This window comes from Kitasatospora sp. NPDC004669, from assembly GCF_040609455.1.
In the GTDB taxonomy this organism is placed as follows: domain Bacteria; phylum Actinomycetota; class Actinomycetes; order Streptomycetales; family Streptomycetaceae; genus Kitasatospora.
The window spans coordinates 1-16501 of the sequence record NZ_JBEXKB010000084.1; the positions used below are offsets into that span (position 1 = coordinate 1).

A 16501-nucleotide genomic window follows, 5' to 3' on the forward strand; every position below is an offset into this window, starting at 1 on the left:
GGCCCGGGCACCCGAGCCCGGGCCACGACCCCGGGGGTCAGTGCATCAGCGCGAGCCGGACGCCGAAGCCGATCAGCAGCGCGCCGGTCACCCGCTCGATGCGGCTGCGCACCCGCGGGCGCCGCAGGAACGCGCCGATGCGGTCGACGGTGACCGTGTAGAGGCTGAACCAGAGCAGGTACAGCACCACGAACACCGCTGAGAGCACGAGTGCCTGGCCCAGCGTGTGCCCGGTGGTGGGGAGGAACTGCGGCAGGAAGGTGACGAAGAACAGTGCCACCTTGGGGTTGAGCGCGTTCGACAGGAAGCCCTGCCGCAGGTACACCAGCCGGTTGTTCCCGGCCGCCGCCGGTGCCGTCGCGTCCGCCGCGCCCTTCGCGGACTGCCGGGCCGCGCGCAGGGTGGCGATGCCCATCCAGACCAGGTACAGCGTTCCGACGGCCTTGAGCACCGTGAACGCGACGGCGGAGGCGACGAGCAGCGAGGACACGCCCAGGGAGGCGGCCGACACGTGCACGCTGAGGCCCAGCATGCCGCCGAGCGTGGTGTAGAGACCGGCGGTCCGGCCGCCGACCAGGGCGTTGCGGGTGATCAGCGCCTGGTCGGGGCCGGGGATCATGATGAGGATGAGTGCGGCGACGATGAACGTCAGCATGCCGCCGCCCGGACGAAGCCACCGCCGGTGTTCTGTCTGATCGTCATCTCGCCTCTCCGTTCCGGTGGTTGGGGCATGGCGTGATCTTGACTGACGCAACCGGGTCGCGTCACCCTCGCGTCACGGATCACCTGAGACGGGGGCCGGGGCCTCGGCTGTCAGCTGAGGGTGGCCCAGTCCTGGGTGTTGGCGGTGCCCGCCTGGTTGACGGTGACCGCGGCGCCGGTGCTGACGGCGGCGCTGTCGAGGACGTAGCCCGTCGCCGGGTTGGTGATCGTCAAGGTGCCGCTGCCGTTCTGGGTGACCTGCCACCTCTGGTACGCGCTGCCGGAGTCGAAGGACTTCAGGGTGGCCTGGGCGCCGGCGGTGGTGGGGGCGGTCAGGGTGAGGGGGGTCGGGCAGCTGTCGTAGATCCGCGCCGTGCCGTCGGCGTTCGCGTCCAGCTTCCACTTCTCCGAGGCGTGCGTGGAGTCGTAGGTGTTGAGGTCGGCGACGACGTTGGTGGAGTTGGCGCACTGGCCGGCGTGCTCCAGGGCGAGGCCGCCGCCGTTGGTGAGGCTGTGGTACTGGTTGTCGCCCACGATGCCGGGGCCGTAGTCGATGGTGTGGGCCGCCAGGGAAGTGAGCGCGCTGCCGGTGGTGGCGAGGTTGCCGGCCGGGCGGTCGGTCTTGAAGTAGTCCGCGAAGGTGGACGGGGCGTGCGAGGTCAGCAGGGCGATGGTGCTGTTCCAGCCGCCGTCGACGTTGTTCCACAGGTCGAGCAGCGAGCCGTCCACGTTGCCCTGGACCTGGTCCCCGGTGTTCCAGCCGGTGGTGTAGGTGAAGGGGTAGCTGCTGCCGTCGGGCCAGACGTAGCGGTAGTCGCCGAGGAGGTAGGCGGCCGTGGAGTCGGCGAAGCCCTCGGTCCAGGCGCAGGTGCCGGAGCTGACCAGGTTGACGTAGTGCGGGCTGCAGTTGGTGACGGCCGGGAACGAGCCGTTGTACAGGCGGTGCATGAGGAAGTGGCCGGACTCGTGGAGCACGGTGTGCTCGGAGTCGGGGTCGGCGGCGGAGAGGTGGACGGTGTTGGCCAGGTCGTAGTACGGGCCGTCGGCCGAGTTGGCCGTCCACCTGACGGTGAGTTCGGTGCAGGCGTTGCTCGCCTCGTGGGAGGACCAGCAGCTGCTGGTGGGGTTGTCGCGGTGCTGGTACAGGAGGTTGACGGTGTCGAAGGCGTGCCAGGCCCGGGCGGTGTCGGCGGAGGGCTTGAGCGTGCCCAGGGAGGTGCTGGCGGCGATGTTGGTCTGGGTGGGCGACTTCAGCGTGTAGGGCGTGCCGGTGGTGTCGGCGACCTTCCACAACTGGGAGCTCTCGGTGCGGAACTGCACCCACAGGTTGGCCATCGAGGTGGTGGAGGTGGGGGTGTAGCAGAGGTTGAAGCCGCCGTCGGAGGCGTTGGTGTACTGGTAGTCGGCCGTGAGCTGGTGGGAGGTGTCGGTGGACTTCTCGGCTCCCCACAGCTGGACGTCGGCGCTGCGGGCCGGCTTGGTCTGGGTGGGCTTCGAGGTGCCGGCTTCGGCGGACTGGTAGTCGTACTGGAGCGTGCCGCTCAGGCAGATGGGGGTCGCGGCCGCCGCCGGCGTCGCCGTCAGCGGCACGGCGACCGTGGCGGCGAGGAGGGCCGCGCCCAGGGCGGCGGAGGCGTGCGACAGTCGGATTCCGATGGCCATGCGGGATTCCTCTCGTCGGAACACGAACGGGTCCGCTGCCAGGATCGGTATCGCAGGCCTTCCGTCGTAAGAGCGCTCTGGAGCGCGAGCGTGAGCCGGTGGCCCGACGGAGTCATTGTGGTCGCGAACTCTTCGCCGCACGCCCTGACTTCCGTCCCCGCGCCCGGGTGCCACACAAGGTGAGGACCCGTCGGGCGGCCTGTCACGGCTGCCCGACGGGTCCTCAGGACGACGGACGGTTGCGCCGGCGGTCAGCGCAGGCCGGCGAAGAGGTCGGTCTCGGGCACGGCGGCGTCGGTGGTGTCCTGGACCCGGACGAAGGTCTCCACGCCCATCAGCTCGGTGAACCTCTCCTTGCCCATCCGCAGGAAGAAGATGTTCTCGCCCTGGCTGGCGTGCGCGGCCAGGGCGTCGAACTTCTGGCTGCCGAACTCGGTGATGTCGACCCAGGTGGTGATCTCCTCGTCGGGCAGGCCGATCTCGGGCATGACCTCGGCCTCCTCCGCCGGGTCCGGCTCCTCCCAGTCGGCGCCGAACTCGCGCATGGCCTCGCCGAAGCGCTGCATCATCGAGCGCGGCGCCGTCGTCCAGTACACCTTCGGCGTCATCCCGCTCAGCTCCAGCGCCGCCATGGTGATGCGGTTCGCCTGGATGTGGTCGGGGTGGCCGTAGAAGCCGTTCTCGTCGTAGGTCACGACCACGTCGGGCCGGTAGCGGTGCAGCAGTGCGGCGAGGCGGGCGGCGCCCTCCTCGACCGGCGTCCGCCAGAAGGAGCCGGGAGCGTCGTTGGCCGCCCAGCCCATCATTCCGGAGTCGGCGTAGTCCAACATCTCCAGGTGGCTGACCTTGAGGACGTCGCAGCTCGCCCGGAGCTCCTGACGGCGCATCGCGGCGACGGCCGCCGGGTCGTGGCCGGGTTCGCCCGGCTTGACGCCGCCCGGCCCGTCACCGCAGGCGCCGTCGGTACAGGTGACGAGGACCGTACGGATGCCCTCCGCGGCGTACCGGGCCAGCACGCCCCCCGTTCCGGTGGCCTCGTCGTCGGGGTGGGCGTGCACCGCCATCAGCGTCAAGGGCCGGTCAACCATGAAAACCATCCTCCGGTCGGAAAAGCGTTCGGCCCGAGTCTGCGCTACCCGGGCTGTCGATGGCCAGCGATATCGGATCAGGGGGCGGAAAAGCGGAAGCCGCCGAGGGCGGACGCCATCCCCGGCGGCTCCCGTGACGGTCGGATCAGACGGCGGGCCGGGCCTCCGGAAGCGACGGGATGTCGGCGACGCTGTCCAGCACGTGGGTGTGCGGGTGCCCCTCGAAGTCGCCGCGGGTGAGCTCCCCGGTCAGGACGCCGATCACCACACCGGCACCGGCGTTGGCGCCGGCCTGGACGTCGACGACGGTGTCGCCGGCGGCCAGCACCCTGCGGGTGTCGATGACCCCGGTCTTCTCCATCGCCCGGTGGATCATGTGCGGCGCCGGACGCCCGCGCGGGACCTCGTCCGAGGTGACCACCGCGTCGAGGTTGCCGCCCTCGCCGGTGGACCAGCCGAGCGACTCCAGCAGCGGGTATGCGACGTCGTCGCTGAAGCCGGTGGTCAGGGCCACCTTGATGCCGCGTCGGCGCAGCTCGGCGAGGGCGTCCTCGACACCGGGGATGGCCTGCGGGGGAGTGGTCCGGTAGGCCTCGCGCAGGAACTCGCGGAAGGCCGCGTAGCCCTCCTCGACCAGCTCCGGGGTCGGGGTGCCGCCGCCGATGCGGACCAGGGCGGCGATGGCCTCGCGCTTGTCGGTGCCCATCCAGGTCTGGAGGTCGGCCTCGGCGACCGGCACCCCGGTGCCCTCGACGGCGGTGCGCAGGGCCCGGTAGACGGCACCGGCCTCGTTGACGGTGGTACCGGCCATGTCCAGGGCGGCGAGCTCGATCACGGTGTCAGTCCTCTTCGGTGCGGTAGCGGCCGATGACGGTACGGCCGTTGATGGTGTTCTCGATGGTGAAGGTGGCCATGGCGGGCAGGTAGCGGTCGTCCGCGTCCTCCAGCGGCACGCCCTGGCTCGACGTCGTGAGCCGTCGTACGCGCAGCAGCGGGTCGCCGACGGTGATCCGCAGGAGCTCGGCGTCGCTCGGCTCCGCGGCGACGGCGTCGATGGTGTGCCGGGCGTGGTGCAGGTCGACGTCGCGGCGCAGCAGTTCCTCGTAGACGGAACCGGTGTCCGGGTCGAAGTCGAACAGGATGCGGCCGACCTCGTGGATGAAGGTGGAGCGCTCCAGCATGACCGGGACGCCGTCCAGCAGCCGCAGTCGCACCAGCTCGACGACCGGCTCGCCCTCGGTGAGGCCGAGCCGGGCGGCCGCCTCCGGGGCCGCCCGGCGGCGGGCCACCTCGACGGTCGTCTGCCCGGGTTCACGGCCGATGGTGCGGGCCCACTGGGTGAAGGAGAGGAAGGTGCCGAACGGCTGGGAGGGAGCCGAGCGGCGGGCGACCGGCGGCTTCCCGCGGCCGCCGACCAGGCTGCCCTCGCGGCGCAGCATGGCCAGAGCCTGGCGGACCGGGCCGCGGGAGGTGCCGAATTCCGCGCAGAGCTGCGACTCGCTGGGCACCGGCTCGCCCTCGGGCCACTCGCCGGACTCGATGCGGCGCTGGAACTCGGCGCCGAGCCGTTGGTGGAGCGGAGGCTCGTCACTTGTCTTCACAAGCCGACTATGACACTTCGGGGTGGGACTTCTCAAGGCGGGGCCCACCTGCTCGTTCGCCCGGAGGGCCGTTCGCCGCCGGTGTTCGTCGAGCGGATGAACAGACGGTAACTTGTACAGACATCTCTTGACGTTGATGTCGACGAGCCCGGAATCTGGAGCCATGAGCAGCAGCACACCCACCACCGCCCCCGCCACCTCCCGTACGCGCACTCCCGGCACGCCCGGCCGCAGCGACGTGGTGATCGTCGGCGCCGGCATCATCGGCCTGGCCCACGCCTTCGAGGCGCTGAGCCAGGGGCTTTCCGTCACCGTCGTCGAGCGTGACCGGCAGCCCGTCGGCGCCTCGGTCCGCAACTTCGGCCACTGCTGCATCAGCGCCCAGGACGGCGAACTGCTCGCCCTCGCCCAGCGTTCGCGGTCCGGCTGGCTGCGCGCCGCCGGGGCCTCCGGCATCTGGGCCGAGGAGGCCGGCACTCTGGTGGTGGCCCGGTCGGCGACCGAGGCGGCCGTCCTGGAGGAGCTGCGCGCCGAGCGCGGCGGCGACGCCGTCGAGCTGCGCACCGCCGCGCAGACGGCGGCGCTGCTCGGCCGCGCGGACGGTGCGGCCGGCGACCTGGTGGGCGGCGCGATACTGCCCGCCGACCTGCGGGTGAACCCGCGTGAGGCGGCGCCCGGCCTGGCCCGCTGGGTGGCCGAGCAGCCGCAGGGCCGGATCCTCTGGGGCACCGCCGTCACCGGCGTCGAGTCCGGGACGGTGCACACCACCCGCGGCCCGGTCCACGGTGACCGGATCCTGATCTGCGTCGGTCACGACCTGGACTACCTGTTCCCCGACATCGCCGAGGACCACGAAGTCCAGCGCTGCCGCCTCACCATGGCGCGGGCCGAGGCCCCGGCCGGGTTCGCCACCGACTCCGCGGTGCTGACGGCCACCTCGATGCTCCGCTACGACGCCTTCACCAGCCGGCCGTCGGCCGCCCGGCTGCGGGAGGAGGTCCTCGGCCACAGCGCGGAGCTGCTGGAGATCGGCGCCAACGTGATGTTCACCAGGCTGCCGGACGGCACCGTACTGGTCGGCGACTCGCACCACTACGACGCCACCACCCCGCCGTTCATCGACGAGCGCAGCTACGAACTGCTGATCGGGGCCGTCGCGCGGGTCCTGGGTGTCGAGCGGCTGCGGATCCTGGAGCGCTGGCAGGGCGTCTACGCCAGCAGCCCCCGCGGCCCGCTGCTGGTGCGCGACCTGGCGTCGGGCGTCCGGGCGATCTCGGTCACCTCGGGCATCGGCATGACCCTGTCCTTCGGCCTCGCGGCCGCCACCTTCGACGGCACGCTCGCCGCCACCGCCTGACCGGTCGCCCCGAGCCGGAAGGCCGTGTTGAGCACGGTCCAGGTGGCAACGAACGTCCGGGTGCCCGCGTTGTTCACATCCGGCTGGGCGCCTGACTGTACAAGTGGGCTCGGTGGGCGGGAATCAGGACGGGCGGACGCCGGAGGACGGTGTGGCCGTGGCGGGCGCGGGTGACCAGGCCCGCGCGGTGCGGCTGGACGAACAGGAATTCGGTTGACTGTCGGCGATGGTGGCGGATGCAATGTCCGGTGTGATCACACAGGTGTGCTCGCCGTGGCCGGATGCGGTGGACGCGTACCACCGAACCCTGCCGTTCGGCGCTCCGGGCGACCTGCGACCGAATCGTCACGCGGGAGACGCCGGCACATGAACACGTCACCATCGGCAGTCGGAGCGGGGCGGCCTGACGGATCATCGGTGCGGATCGGCGCTCTCGTGCCGCTGACCAGGCCCGGCTGGGTCGAGGCGGGTCAACACCTGCTCGCCGGAATCGAGTTGGCCGTTCGCGAGGTCAATGACGCCGGTGGGATCGACGGAAGGCCGCTCGAACTGGCGGTCCGGGACACCGCGGCTGATCCGGAGAAGGCCGCGGCGGCCGTGGACGAACTGGCTCAGCTGGGCGTGGCCGCCCTGGCGGGGGAGTACCACAGCGTCGTCGCCCGCGCCGCCGCCGCCAGGGCGGACGCGCTCGGGCTGCCGTTCCTCTGCTCGTCAGCGGTGCTCGACGTGCTCACCGACCAGCCGACGGACTGGGTCGCGCGCCTCGCCCCGGCGCAGTCGCACGGCTGGCGGACCTACGCGGACTTCCTCCTCGGCGCGGGCCACGGTCGCATCGCCGTTGCAGCCCAGCCGAGCGTCTACTGGGCGTCCGGGGCCCGCATCCTGCGGGACCACCTCGCTCAGCGCGGCGGCACCGTCGTCGAGCTCGACATGGGCACCCTCGCCCCCGCGGCCGTGTGTGACGAACTCGTCGACCACGGCGCGACAGCCCTCCTCCTGCTGACCGGCCACCCGGAGCCGGCCGTGTCGATCGTCAAGGCCGTCCGCCGCGACCAGCGCCTCGCCGAGATCCTGATCGGTGCCCCTGCCGGGCAACCGGAGTTCGCCGAATGGGCGGCGCTGCTGGGCGACGACGGCTCGGCGATCCCGTTCCTGCGCTACCTGCCCGAACGTCTCAGCCCACTCGGTGCGCGAGTCGGGACGGCCCTGCGTGAGCGCTTGGGTGAAGCGCCCTCCTTCGTCGCCTTCGAGGGCTACGACACGGTGGCCGTCCTCGCCGATCTGCTCCGTTCGCACGGTGCGGACCGCGCGCGCATCGCGGAGTCCTGGTCGCGCGTCGCTGTCGAGGGCACCCGCGGGCGGATCCGGTTCTCCCGTACGCCGGGCATCAGCGTTTGGCAGTGGGCGTGGCCGTCGGTCCAGGTCGTTGATCGGGATCCGGCGGACGCCGGCCGCTTCCGGATCCTTCACGCAGGCTGAGGCGGTCCACACCGACCGGCCGGCGGCGTGAGCGGGTTGGGCCCGGCCGGCAGCGCGCCGAGCAGGAGGCGCAACGCCGGGCGGACCTGTGGTGGGCAGAGGTCGACCGTCGCCACCTCGGCCATCCGGCGCAGCCGGTAGTGCAGGGTGTCGGGGTGGATCCGCAGGGCCCGCGCGGCCGATGCCGCGCGGTGCCGATCTGGACGTGCCAGGACGAGTGGGTCGGTTCGCGCCCGACGGTCCGGCGACCGGTCAACTCCTCGCCGAGGCGATGGATGGTGACCGGCCGCCGCCCGGCGGAGCCGGGGCCGTTCGACCCGCTGCGCCGACCGAGCGGACCGAGCGGGACCGAGCGGACCAGGGCGGCCCAACCGACCAGCGGGCCCCGGCCGTGGTCAGAACGCCGAGTTGGCGAACCAGAGTGCCAGCAGCTCCTCGTCCCCGGACAGGGTGACGCTCGCGGCGGTGCGGTCGAGGCGCCCGTAGAGGAGGAGCAGCAGGTCGGCGGCGGTGGCCTGGACGGTGGCGTCGGCGGTCGCACCGCTGTCGTCCGGGGCGAGGCCGAGGCCGTCGGGGCGCAGGCGCACCAGCCAGGTACCGTCACCGTCGGTGCGGTTGAAGCGGATGGTGCGGTCGTCGCCGCGCAGCTCGGCGGTCCTGGGGGCGAAGAAGGCGGCGAAGGGCAGGTTGGTCAGGAACTCGTCCACGCCGTCGGCCGCGAGGGTGGGCTCGATCTCGGGCGTCAGACCGAGCGCGAGCTCGGCGTCGGCGCGGTGGACGAGGGTCTCGAACAGCATCCGGCGCACCCAGAAGCGGGCGTGCTGGTCGGCGCCCCAGGCCCACATCGGGGCGTCGAGGTCGGTCTGCGCGAAGGTCGAGGCGGCCTGCTCGGCGGCCTCGGCCAGCCAGGCCGGGTACTCCTCGGGCCGCTCGGGCAGCTGGAGGTCGACGTCGCGGCTGCGCGGCGGCTCCTGGATCCGCTGTCGCAGCAGGACGGTGAACCAGCGCTGCACGCTGCCGGCGTGGCGGACGAGGTCGGCGAGGGACCAGCCCGGGCAGCTGGGCACCGGGATGGCGGGGTCGGCCTGCTGCACGGCGGCGACGAAGTGGGCGGTCTCGGCGGCGACGGCGGCGCTGTGGTCGAGCGGGGTCATGAACGTGGTCTCCAGGGAAACGGGGTCTCGCGGTGCTTCGCGACGGCCTGCGCACTCAATGTTTCATGGCATGAAGCAATTGCGATGACGCACGCTAGGCCTGAAAGGTTGAGCTTGTCAAGTATCTCCCCGATCGCCCGGCCAGGTGGCCGTGGGTTCCCGGCGTTCGGGTGTAGGGGCGACGGCGCCGGGCACACGCTGGGCATGGACGACCGGCAGGGGTCGGTGCGGATCATCAGCGTCACCGGCGAACTGGACCACGACACGGCCGAGGGGCTGCGCGGCGCACTCGCCCGGCCGGTGGACGACGGCATCGTGGCAGACCTGGCAGACCTGGCAGACCTGCGGTTCTGCGACTCGACGGGGCTGAACCTGCTGCCGCGCGCCCGCCTCGACGCGGAGGCGGCCGGGCTGCGCCGGGGGCCTCGGGCCCCCGGCGACGGCCCGCCGTCGGACCCGGTCTGAGGAGCAGGGCCATGGACCGTCCCGGACCCGGCCGCGCTCCAGGCTTCGGCCAGACCAGGTGCCTCACCCTGGCGGGCAGCGAGGGCGCGGTGAGGCGCTGCCGGGAGTTCAGCCGACAGGCGCTGCAGTCCTGGCACTGGCTGCCCGCCGCCGACGAGGAGCGGCAGGCGGCGGCGGAGGATGTGCTGCTGATGGTCTCCGAGCTGGTCACCAACGCCTGCCTGCACACCCCGGGCGGCCCGCGCGAGCTGCGGCTGAACTGGAACGGCGCCCGGCTGCGGGTAGAGGTCGCCGACGCCAGCCCGGAGCCGCCCCGGCTGCGTCCGTACGCCGACCCGGGCCGGCCGGGCGGGCACGGTCTGCGGGTGGTGGACCGGCTCGCCGAGGCCTGGGGGACGCTGCCGGAGGGGGAGGGGAAGCTGGTCTGGCTGGAGGTGCCCTCACCTCCGGACTCCCCGACGTGTTCACCACCGGATTCCCCACCGGATTCCCCACAGGACTCCCCGCCGGATTCCGCACCGGGCCGCGGCGCCGGACCGGGCTGAGCCGGGGCGGCCCCGAGTTTCCCGCGCTCCGGGCGTTTCGGACGCCGCGCAGCGGACAGCCGCGTACCGGGGGCTTTCGACAGGAAGGAGGAGGAGCGTCGTGACCCCGAGGACACCGCCGCCGTGGCAGAGGGCCGGCGGCCGGGGCTTCGCAGCCGAAGCACCACCCGGCAGGTTCATCGTGGAAGTGTCGCCGTGGGCCGAGGGGACCGTCCTCGCCCTGTACGGCGAACTCGACCTCGACTCGGTCGCCGAGCTGCTCGCGGCCCTGGACCCGGCGCTGGACGAGCCGGCCACCGTCGTGGTGGTCGACTGCGCGGGCCTGGAGTTCTGCGACTCCTCCGGGCTCAACGCCCTGCTGCGCGCGCAGGCCCGGGCAGCGGACGACGGCAGCCGGATCGAACTGGCGCGCCCCCGCGCGCTGGTGCTGCGGATGCTCGAACTCACCGGCGCCACCGATGCCTTCCGGATCCGCGCCACCCCGCCTGCTTGAAGGGCCCGCAGCGGCCCGCGGGCCCCTTCGCACCCCTCGCCGCGCGGTGGCAGAGTGGGAGCAGGGCGGCCCTCCGTCGCCCGTGGAGACGGCGCGCGCCCCTGCGTGCGCTGCATCCATGACGGATCCGGACGGTGGCACGGATGGACGAACACCCCGTACCCGGCACGCCGGCGGCCGACCCGGCCGAGCAGGCGGCACTGCGGCAGTTGCTCGCCGGGCTGACGGCCGTGCGCGACGGGGACTTCCGTACCCGGCTCACGCCCGACCGGCCGGGGGTGCTGGGGGAGATCGCCGAGGTCTTCAACGGGATGGCCGACCAGCTGGCCCGGGTGACCGACGAGGTGACCAGGGTGGCCCGCGAGGTCGGTACGGAGGGGCGGCTCGGCGGTCAGGCCACTCTTGAGGGCGCCGCCGGGACGTGGCGGGACCTGACCGACTCGGTGAACTCCATGGCGGGCAACCTGACCAGCCAGGTGCGCAACATCGCCCAGGTCGCCACGGCCGTCGCCGAGGGCGACCTCACCCAGAAGATCCGGGTGGACGCGCGCGGGGAGATCCTGGAGCTCAAGGAGACCATCAACACGATGGTCGACCAGCTGTCCGCCTTCGCCGACGAGGTGACCAGGGTGGCCCGCGAGGTCGGCACCGAGGGCATCCTGGGCGGCCAGGCCCGGGTGCCGAACGTCGCCGGGACGTGGAAGGACCTCACCGAGAAGGTCAACTTCATGGCGGGCAACCTGACCAGCCAGGTGCGCAACATCGCCCAGGTGACCACGGCCGTCGCCGAGGGCGACCTCACCCGCAAGATCGACGTGGACGCGCGCGGGGAGATCCTGGAACTGAAGACCACCATCAACACCATGGTGGACCAGCTGGGTTCCTTCGCGGCCGAGGTCACCCGGGTCGCCCTGGAGGTCGGCAGCGAGGGGCGTCTGGGCGGCCAGGCCCGGGTCGAGGGCGTGTCCGGCACCTGGAAGCGGCTCACCGAGAACGTCAACGAGCTGGCCGGCAACCTCACCCGGCAGGTCCGGGCGATCGCCGAGGTCACCAGCGCCGTCGCGGCCGGCGACCTGACCCGCTCGATCAGTGTGGACGCCTCCGGTGAGGTCGCCGACCTCAAGGACAACATCAATGCCATGGTCGAGTCGCTGCGCGAGACCACCCTGGCCAACCAGCAGCAGGACTGGCTGAAGACCAACCTGGCCCGGTTCTCCGCCGCCATCCAGGCCCGGCGGGACATCCAGGCCGTCGCCGAGATGATCACCGACGAGCTCACCCCGCTGATCGGCGCCCAGTACGGCGCGTTCTTCCTCGCCGAGGAGGGCGAGGCCGGCACCGAACTGGCCCTGATCAGCGCGTACGGCCGCCCGGCGGGGCAGGTGCGGCGAGTGCGGCTGGGGGAGTCCCTGGTCGGCCAGGCCGCCCGCAGCCGACGGATCGTCGCGGTGGACGGCCTGCCGCCCGGCTACGCCGTCATCGGCTCCGGCGCCGGGGCCGGCGAGGCCCGCTCACTCCTCGTGCTGCCGATCGTGCTGGAGGAATGGCTGCTCGGCGCCATGGAGTTCGCCTCCGTCCACCCGTTCACCCAGGTCCACCGCGACTTCCTGGAGCGCTTCGCGGAGACCTGCGGTGTCAACATCGGTACCCTGCTCGCCAACGCCCGTACCGACGAACTGCTCGCCGAATCCCGCCGCCTCACCGCCGAACTCCAGGACCAATCGGAGGAGTTGCAGGCAGGGCAAGAGGAACTGCGACGCTCCAACGCGGAGTTGGAGGACAAGGCCGCCCTGCTCGCCCAGCGCAACCGGGACATCGAGGCCAAGAACCTGGAGATCGAGCAGGCCCGGCAGGAACTGGAGGAACGTGCCCGGCAGTTGAGCCTCGCCTCCATGTACAAGTCCGAGTTCCTGGCCAACATGAGCCACGAGCTGCGCACCCCGCTCAACAGCCTGCTCATCCTCGCCCAGCTGCTCGCCCAGAACTCCGACGGCAACCTCACCCCCAAACAGGTCGAGTACGCGGGCGTCATCCACTCGGCCGGCACCGACCTGCTCCAGCTCATCAACGACATCCTCGACCTCTCCAAGGTCGAGGCCGGCAAGATGGAGCTGACCCCCGAGCCCTTCCCCGTGCGGGAGTTGCTGGAGTACGTCGAGTCCGCCTTCGGACCGCTCGCCGACCAGAAGGGCCTCGCCTTCGAGTCGGTCGTCGACCGCGGCGTCCCGGAACGGATCGTCACCGACCAGGCCCGGCTGCGCCAGGTGCTGCGCAACCTGCTGTCCAACGCCGTGAAGTTCACCGACACCGGGCGGGTCGAGCTGCGGATCGAGCGCGTCGACGCCCCGGAGCGGCCGCCCGAACTCGGCCGCGCGGAAGCCGCGGTGGCCTTCCACGTCGAGGACACCGGCATCGGCATCGACCCGGGCCAACTGGAGAGCATCTTCGGCGCCTTCCAACAGGCCGACGGCTCCACCGGACGGCGCTACGGCGGCACCGGCCTCGGCCTGTCGATCAGCCGGGAACTCGCCCGACTGCTCGGCGGCACCCTCACCGTCCGCTCCGCCGCCGGACGGGGCAGCCGCTTCACCCTCCACCTGCCGCTCGGTGCGCCCGAACATCCGGACAGAGCAGGCGAGTCGGAACCCTGCGTCCTGGTCGTCGAGCCCCACCCGCCTGCCCTGCTCACCATGCTCACCCGCTTGGCCGTCGACACCCTGGGCGGCCCCCTCCCGGCGGCGCGGGTCACCAGCGCCGGGGACGCCGCGGACCTGCGCGCCGCGCTGGCCGAAGGCCCGTACCGCTGCGCCGTGCTCGATCTGGCGGGCTCCGGTGAGCTCGCGCCCGTCCTGCTGGAGGCCCTGGCGGACGGCACCCCCGTCCTCGGGTACCGGTCCGACGACTCGGGCAGCGTGATCGCCGGAGTGGAGCTCACCCGGGGCCTGGACGACCTGAGCGAGCGCGTCGGCCACATGCTGGGCGGCCGCCGCGCCGCCCGGGAGCCGACCACCGCCGACGAGTCGCCCTCGGACCGGGCGCTCGCCGGGCGGACCGCGCTGATCGTCGACGACGACGTCCGCAACGTCTTCGCACTCGCCGCGGCCCTGGAAGAGCATGGCCTGACCGTGTTGCACGCCGCCGACGGCGATGCCGGGCTCGGCCTGCTGCGGGCCCACCCGGAGACCGACCTCGTCCTGATGGACGTGATGATGCCCGGCCTCGACGGCTACGCCGCGATCGCCGCCATCCGCGCGGACGAGCGCTTCGCCCGCCTGCCCGTCATCGCCGTCACCGCCAGGGCCATGCCCGGGGACCAGGACAAGAGCCTCGCCGCCGGCGCCGACGACCACGTCACCAAGCCGGTCGACACCGCTCACCTGCTCGACCGGATCCGGTACTGGCTGGACAGCTCATGACCGGCTGCGATGAGCCCCCGGACGGCGCGGCCCGGGCCCTCGCGGCGACCGTCCGCCGACTCCAGCGGGACGCCGACCGGATGCGGGCGGAGGCCCGGGCGCGCTCCACCGTCGACCTCGCCACCGGCATGCTCGCCGAACGCCTCGGGGTGCTCCCGGCCGAGGCCGCCGTCCACCTCGGCCGGCTCGCCCGGGACGCGGGCGTACCGGCGGTGACCCTGGCCGCCGACATCGTCGCCCTGCCGGGTGAGACCCCGCAGCCGCTCAGCGCGGCCGCGCCCGCCGTGACGCCCGCCCTCGCCGCGCTCCCGGACCTGCAACAGGCCGTCGACGCCGTCCTCGAACAGTCACGGGAGGCGTTCGGCCTCCGGGCCGCAGCCGTGTGGCAACGCCTGCCCGGCGGCGCCCTGGCCCTGGCCGCGTGGGCCGGCCTCCCCGCGGACGAGGCCGTCGCGTGGAGCCGGGTCCCGCCGGGCGTTCCCACCCCCGCCCAGCGGGTCGTCGCGGGCGGCGCGGAACTGTGGCCGGGTGACCCCGGCACCGAAGGACCGTCGATCGGCACCGGAGCGGCCCGGGCCGTCCTCCCGCTGGTCGACGGCGGCCGCAGGCGTGGGGCGCTGGAGGTGCTGCAGGCCGCCCCCGCCGTCCCGCTCGGCCCCTCCCAACGCCGCCGGCTCTACGCCCTCGCCGACCTCTGCGCGACCCTGCTGGGCACGCCGTCGGCCCCGGTCGCACCCGAGGACGCGGCCGACCTGCTGGCCGGGCTGCTCACCCCCGCCCTCCTGCTGGATCCGGTTCTCCGCGACGGTCAGGTGGCCGACTTCACCGTGCTGCGGGTGGCCGCAGGCTTCGACGACCCCCTCGGCCGTCCCCGGGAGGCGCTGGAGGGCACCTCGTTGCTGGAGAGCTACCCGACCGCCGTCGGTGGCAGGCTGTTCGAACGGCTGGTGCGGGTGCACCGGACCGGCACGCCGCTGCCCGCCGAGCGGATGCGGCTGGTCTTCCGTGAGGGCGGACTCGCGCTGCCCACCACTGTCCTGCTCGCGGCCGCTCCGTTGGGCGAGCGGCTGCTGGTCGGCTGGCGGCTGGAGTCCGAGCAGGCCGAGCGGGCCGACGAGGCCGAGCAGACGGTCCTCCTCGTCCAGGCGCAGCGGCTCGCCCGGGTCGCCGGATTCGAGGAGTTCCCGGAGAGCGGCCGGATCCTGTGGAGCGCGGGCCTGTACGAGCTGTTCGGCCTGTCGGTCGACACCGCGCCCGTGCCGCTGGCCCGACTCGTGCGGCACGCCCACCCGGACGACGCACCCGCCGTACGGCGCCTCGTGAGCACCGTCCGGCACGAGCACCGGGCCTCCTCCGCGGTCTTCCGGCTGGCCCGCCCGGACGGCACCTCCCGGCACACCCGGGTGATCGCGGAACCGGTCCTCGACAGCGCGGGCCGACTCACCGCGATCCGGGGCGCCTACCACGACGTCTCCGCGCAGTACTGGACGGAGGTCGCGCTCGGCGCCACCCGGGAGCGCCTCGCCGACAGCGAGCAGGAGTCGGCCGAGCGCGCCCGGCTGGCCCTGCGGCTCCAGCAGGCAATCCTGCCCGCCGCACCGCCGCCGCTCGGCGTCACCGGCCTGCGGGCGGCCGTGCGCTACCGCCCCGCCGCCCAGCGCGACCGGGTCGGCGGCGACTGGTACGACGTGCTGCCGCTGCCCGACAAGCGGGTGCTGCTGGCCGTCGGCGACGTGGCCGGGCACGGCGTCGGCGCGGCCACCGGGATGGTCGCGCTGCGGCACGCGCTGCGCGGCCTCGCCGTCACCGGGGCGGGCCCGGCGCGGCTGCTGGAGTGGGCGAACACGGTGGCCCTGCGCGAGCCCCAGCACGTCACCGCCACCGTCGTCTGCGTCCTGCTGGACCCGACGGGCGGCGGGCTGCGCTGGGCCCGGGCCGGGCACCTGCCGCCGATCCGGCTCGGCCCGGACGGAGCCGAGGTGCTGCCGCTGCCGCACGGCGTGCTGCTCGGCGCCTTGGCCGACGCCGAGTACGAGGAGTACACCGCCCATCTGGACCCGGGGGACGTCCTGCTGCTCTACACCGACGGCTTGGTCGAGCGCCGGGACCGCCCGGTCGAGGAGTCCGTGGACCAGCTGATCCGCGCCGCCGGAGCCCCGGGCCCGGACCTGGAGCGCTATCTCGACCGGCTGCTGGAACTCAGCCCGGCCGACACCGACGACGACACCTGCTTGATCGCCGTCCAGATCGGGTGACCGCTCGGCGTGTCGACCCCGGCCGCCCGGGTAGGCGCGACCCGGAGGGGGCGACCACCGGGGCATGATCCCGGGCAATCCGACATGCGTTCGAACGCCCGGACAACCTGCTCGACCGGCTCGCCCTGCGCTGGGGCCGGCGCCCGCTGGGGCCGGGCAAAACCGTCTGGTGCGAGCTGCGGTTGCCCGAGGTCCGCGACCCTGGTGTCCGTGCGGCACGGTTGGGTAGGCGTCCCGGTAGCCCACCGCTTCCCGCCGGCTCCGGCCTCGGCGCCGTGCCGCGC

The 16501-nt window shown here is 73.2% G+C and carries 14 protein-coding genes; 7 read left to right on the forward strand and 7 right to left on the reverse strand.

Annotation, left to right across the window (positions count from 1 at the left end):
- Positions 1-37: 37 nt before the first annotated feature.
- The 5 genes from ABZW30_RS40180 to ABZW30_RS40200 form a co-directional block, all read right to left on the reverse strand.
- Positions 38-655: a LysE family translocator gene (locus ABZW30_RS40180; RefSeq protein ID WP_355676256.1), complete on the reverse strand. Its 618-nt coding sequence runs from the start codon at positions 653-655 to the stop codon at positions 38-40.
- A 158-nt stretch (positions 656-813) separates the two neighbouring features.
- Positions 814-2364: an RICIN domain-containing protein gene (locus tag ABZW30_RS40185; RefSeq protein ID WP_355676257.1), complete on the reverse strand. Its 1551-nt coding sequence runs from the start codon at positions 2362-2364 to the stop codon at positions 814-816.
- A 251-nt stretch (positions 2365-2615) separates the two neighbouring features.
- Entirely contained in the window at positions 2616-3452 is an 837-nt protein-coding gene (locus ABZW30_RS40190; RefSeq protein WP_355676258.1) for a PIG-L family deacetylase, read from the reverse strand.
- A 145-nt stretch (positions 3453-3597) separates the two neighbouring features.
- On the reverse strand, positions 3598-4287 hold the full coding sequence (locus tag ABZW30_RS40195) for a phosphonatase-like hydrolase (RefSeq protein ID WP_355676259.1): 690 nt from the start codon (positions 4285-4287) through the stop codon (positions 3598-3600).
- A 4-nt stretch (positions 4288-4291) separates the two neighbouring features.
- Positions 4292-5053 carry a GntR family transcriptional regulator gene (locus ABZW30_RS40200; protein WP_355676260.1) on the reverse strand — a complete coding sequence of 254 codons (762 nt, stop codon included), beginning with the start codon at positions 5051-5053 and terminating at the stop codon, positions 4292-4294.
- A gap of 163 nt (positions 5054-5216) precedes the next feature.
- Between ABZW30_RS40200 and ABZW30_RS40205 the strand changes: the two genes are divergently transcribed.
- A complete protein-coding gene (locus tag ABZW30_RS40205; protein ID WP_355676261.1) occupies positions 5217-6410 on the forward strand; it encodes a TIGR03364 family FAD-dependent oxidoreductase in 1194 nt (397 codons plus the stop codon).
- Positions 6411-6776: 366 nt separating this feature from the next.
- Positions 6777-7889: an ABC transporter substrate-binding protein gene (locus ABZW30_RS40210; RefSeq protein ID WP_355676262.1), complete on the forward strand. Its 1113-nt coding sequence runs from the start codon at positions 6777-6779 to the stop codon at positions 7887-7889.
- On the opposite strand, the gene ABZW30_RS40215 is transcribed toward ABZW30_RS40210, so the two are convergent.
- Both ABZW30_RS40215 and ABZW30_RS40220 read right to left on the reverse strand, forming a co-directional pair.
- Positions 7877-8260: a helix-turn-helix domain-containing protein gene (locus ABZW30_RS40215; RefSeq protein ID WP_355676263.1), complete on the reverse strand. Its 384-nt coding sequence runs from the start codon at positions 8258-8260 to the stop codon at positions 7877-7879. The genes ABZW30_RS40210 and ABZW30_RS40215 overlap by 13 nt on opposite strands.
- A 24-nt stretch (positions 8261-8284) precedes the next feature.
- Entirely contained in the window at positions 8285-9043 is a 759-nt protein-coding gene (locus ABZW30_RS40220; RefSeq protein ID WP_355676264.1) for a maleylpyruvate isomerase family mycothiol-dependent enzyme, read from the reverse strand.
- A 204-nt stretch (positions 9044-9247) separates the two neighbouring features.
- Between ABZW30_RS40220 and ABZW30_RS40225 the strand changes: the two genes are divergently transcribed.
- The 5 genes from ABZW30_RS40225 to ABZW30_RS40245 all read left to right on the forward strand — a co-directional run bounded on the left by ABZW30_RS40225 (position 9248) and on the right by ABZW30_RS40245 (position 16217).
- Positions 9248-9508: an STAS domain-containing protein gene (locus ABZW30_RS40225; protein WP_355676265.1), complete on the forward strand. Its 261-nt coding sequence runs from the start codon at positions 9248-9250 to the stop codon at positions 9506-9508.
- Positions 9509-9519: 11 nt separating this feature from the next.
- On the forward strand, positions 9520-10053 hold the full coding sequence (locus tag ABZW30_RS40230) for an ATP-binding protein (protein ID WP_355676266.1): 534 nt from the start codon (positions 9520-9522) through the stop codon (positions 10051-10053).
- 100 nt (positions 10054-10153) lie between these two features.
- Complete coding sequence (locus tag ABZW30_RS40235; RefSeq protein WP_355676267.1) at positions 10154-10546, forward strand: STAS domain-containing protein; 393 nt, start codon at positions 10154-10156, stop codon at positions 10544-10546.
- 143 nt (positions 10547-10689) lie between these two features.
- A complete protein-coding gene (locus ABZW30_RS40240; protein ID WP_355676268.1) occupies positions 10690-13962 on the forward strand; it encodes a HAMP domain-containing protein in 3273 nt (1090 codons plus the stop codon).
- A complete protein-coding gene (locus ABZW30_RS40245) occupies positions 13959-16217 on the forward strand; it encodes a SpoIIE family protein phosphatase (protein ID WP_355676269.1) in 2259 nt (752 codons plus the stop codon). Before ABZW30_RS40240 ends, ABZW30_RS40245 begins: the two co-directional genes overlap by 4 nt.
- Positions 16218-16501 lie beyond the last annotated feature (284 nt).

Bases quoted from the DNA above. Each gene is read 5' to 3' on its own strand.
- ABZW30_RS40180 (WP_355676256.1), bottom strand. From the start codon at position 655: ATGCTGACGTTCATCGTCGCCGCACTCATCCTCATCATGATCCCCGGC.
- ABZW30_RS40185 (WP_355676257.1), bottom strand. From the start codon at position 2,364: ATGGCCATCGGAATCCGACTGTCGCACGCCTCCGCCGCCCTGGGCGCG.
- ABZW30_RS40190 (WP_355676258.1), bottom strand. From the start codon at position 3,452: ATGGTTGACCGGCCCTTGACGCTGATGGCGGTGCACGCCCACCCCGAC.
- ABZW30_RS40205 (WP_355676261.1), top strand. From the start codon at position 5,217: ATGAGCAGCAGCACACCCACCACCGCCCCCGCCACCTCCCGTACGCGC.
- ABZW30_RS40210 (WP_355676262.1), top strand. From the start codon at position 6,777: ATGAACACGTCACCATCGGCAGTCGGAGCGGGGCGGCCTGACGGATCA.
- ABZW30_RS40220 (WP_355676264.1), bottom strand. From the start codon at position 9,043: ATGACCCCGCTCGACCACAGCGCCGCCGTCGCCGCCGAGACCGCCCAC.
- ABZW30_RS40225 (WP_355676265.1), top strand. From the start codon at position 9,248: ATGGACGACCGGCAGGGGTCGGTGCGGATCATCAGCGTCACCGGCGAA.
- ABZW30_RS40230 (WP_355676266.1), top strand. From the start codon at position 9,520: ATGGACCGTCCCGGACCCGGCCGCGCTCCAGGCTTCGGCCAGACCAGG.
- ABZW30_RS40240 (WP_355676268.1), top strand. From the start codon at position 10,690: ATGGACGAACACCCCGTACCCGGCACGCCGGCGGCCGACCCGGCCGAG.
- ABZW30_RS40245 (WP_355676269.1), top strand. From the start codon at position 13,959: ATGACCGGCTGCGATGAGCCCCCGGACGGCGCGGCCCGGGCCCTCGCG.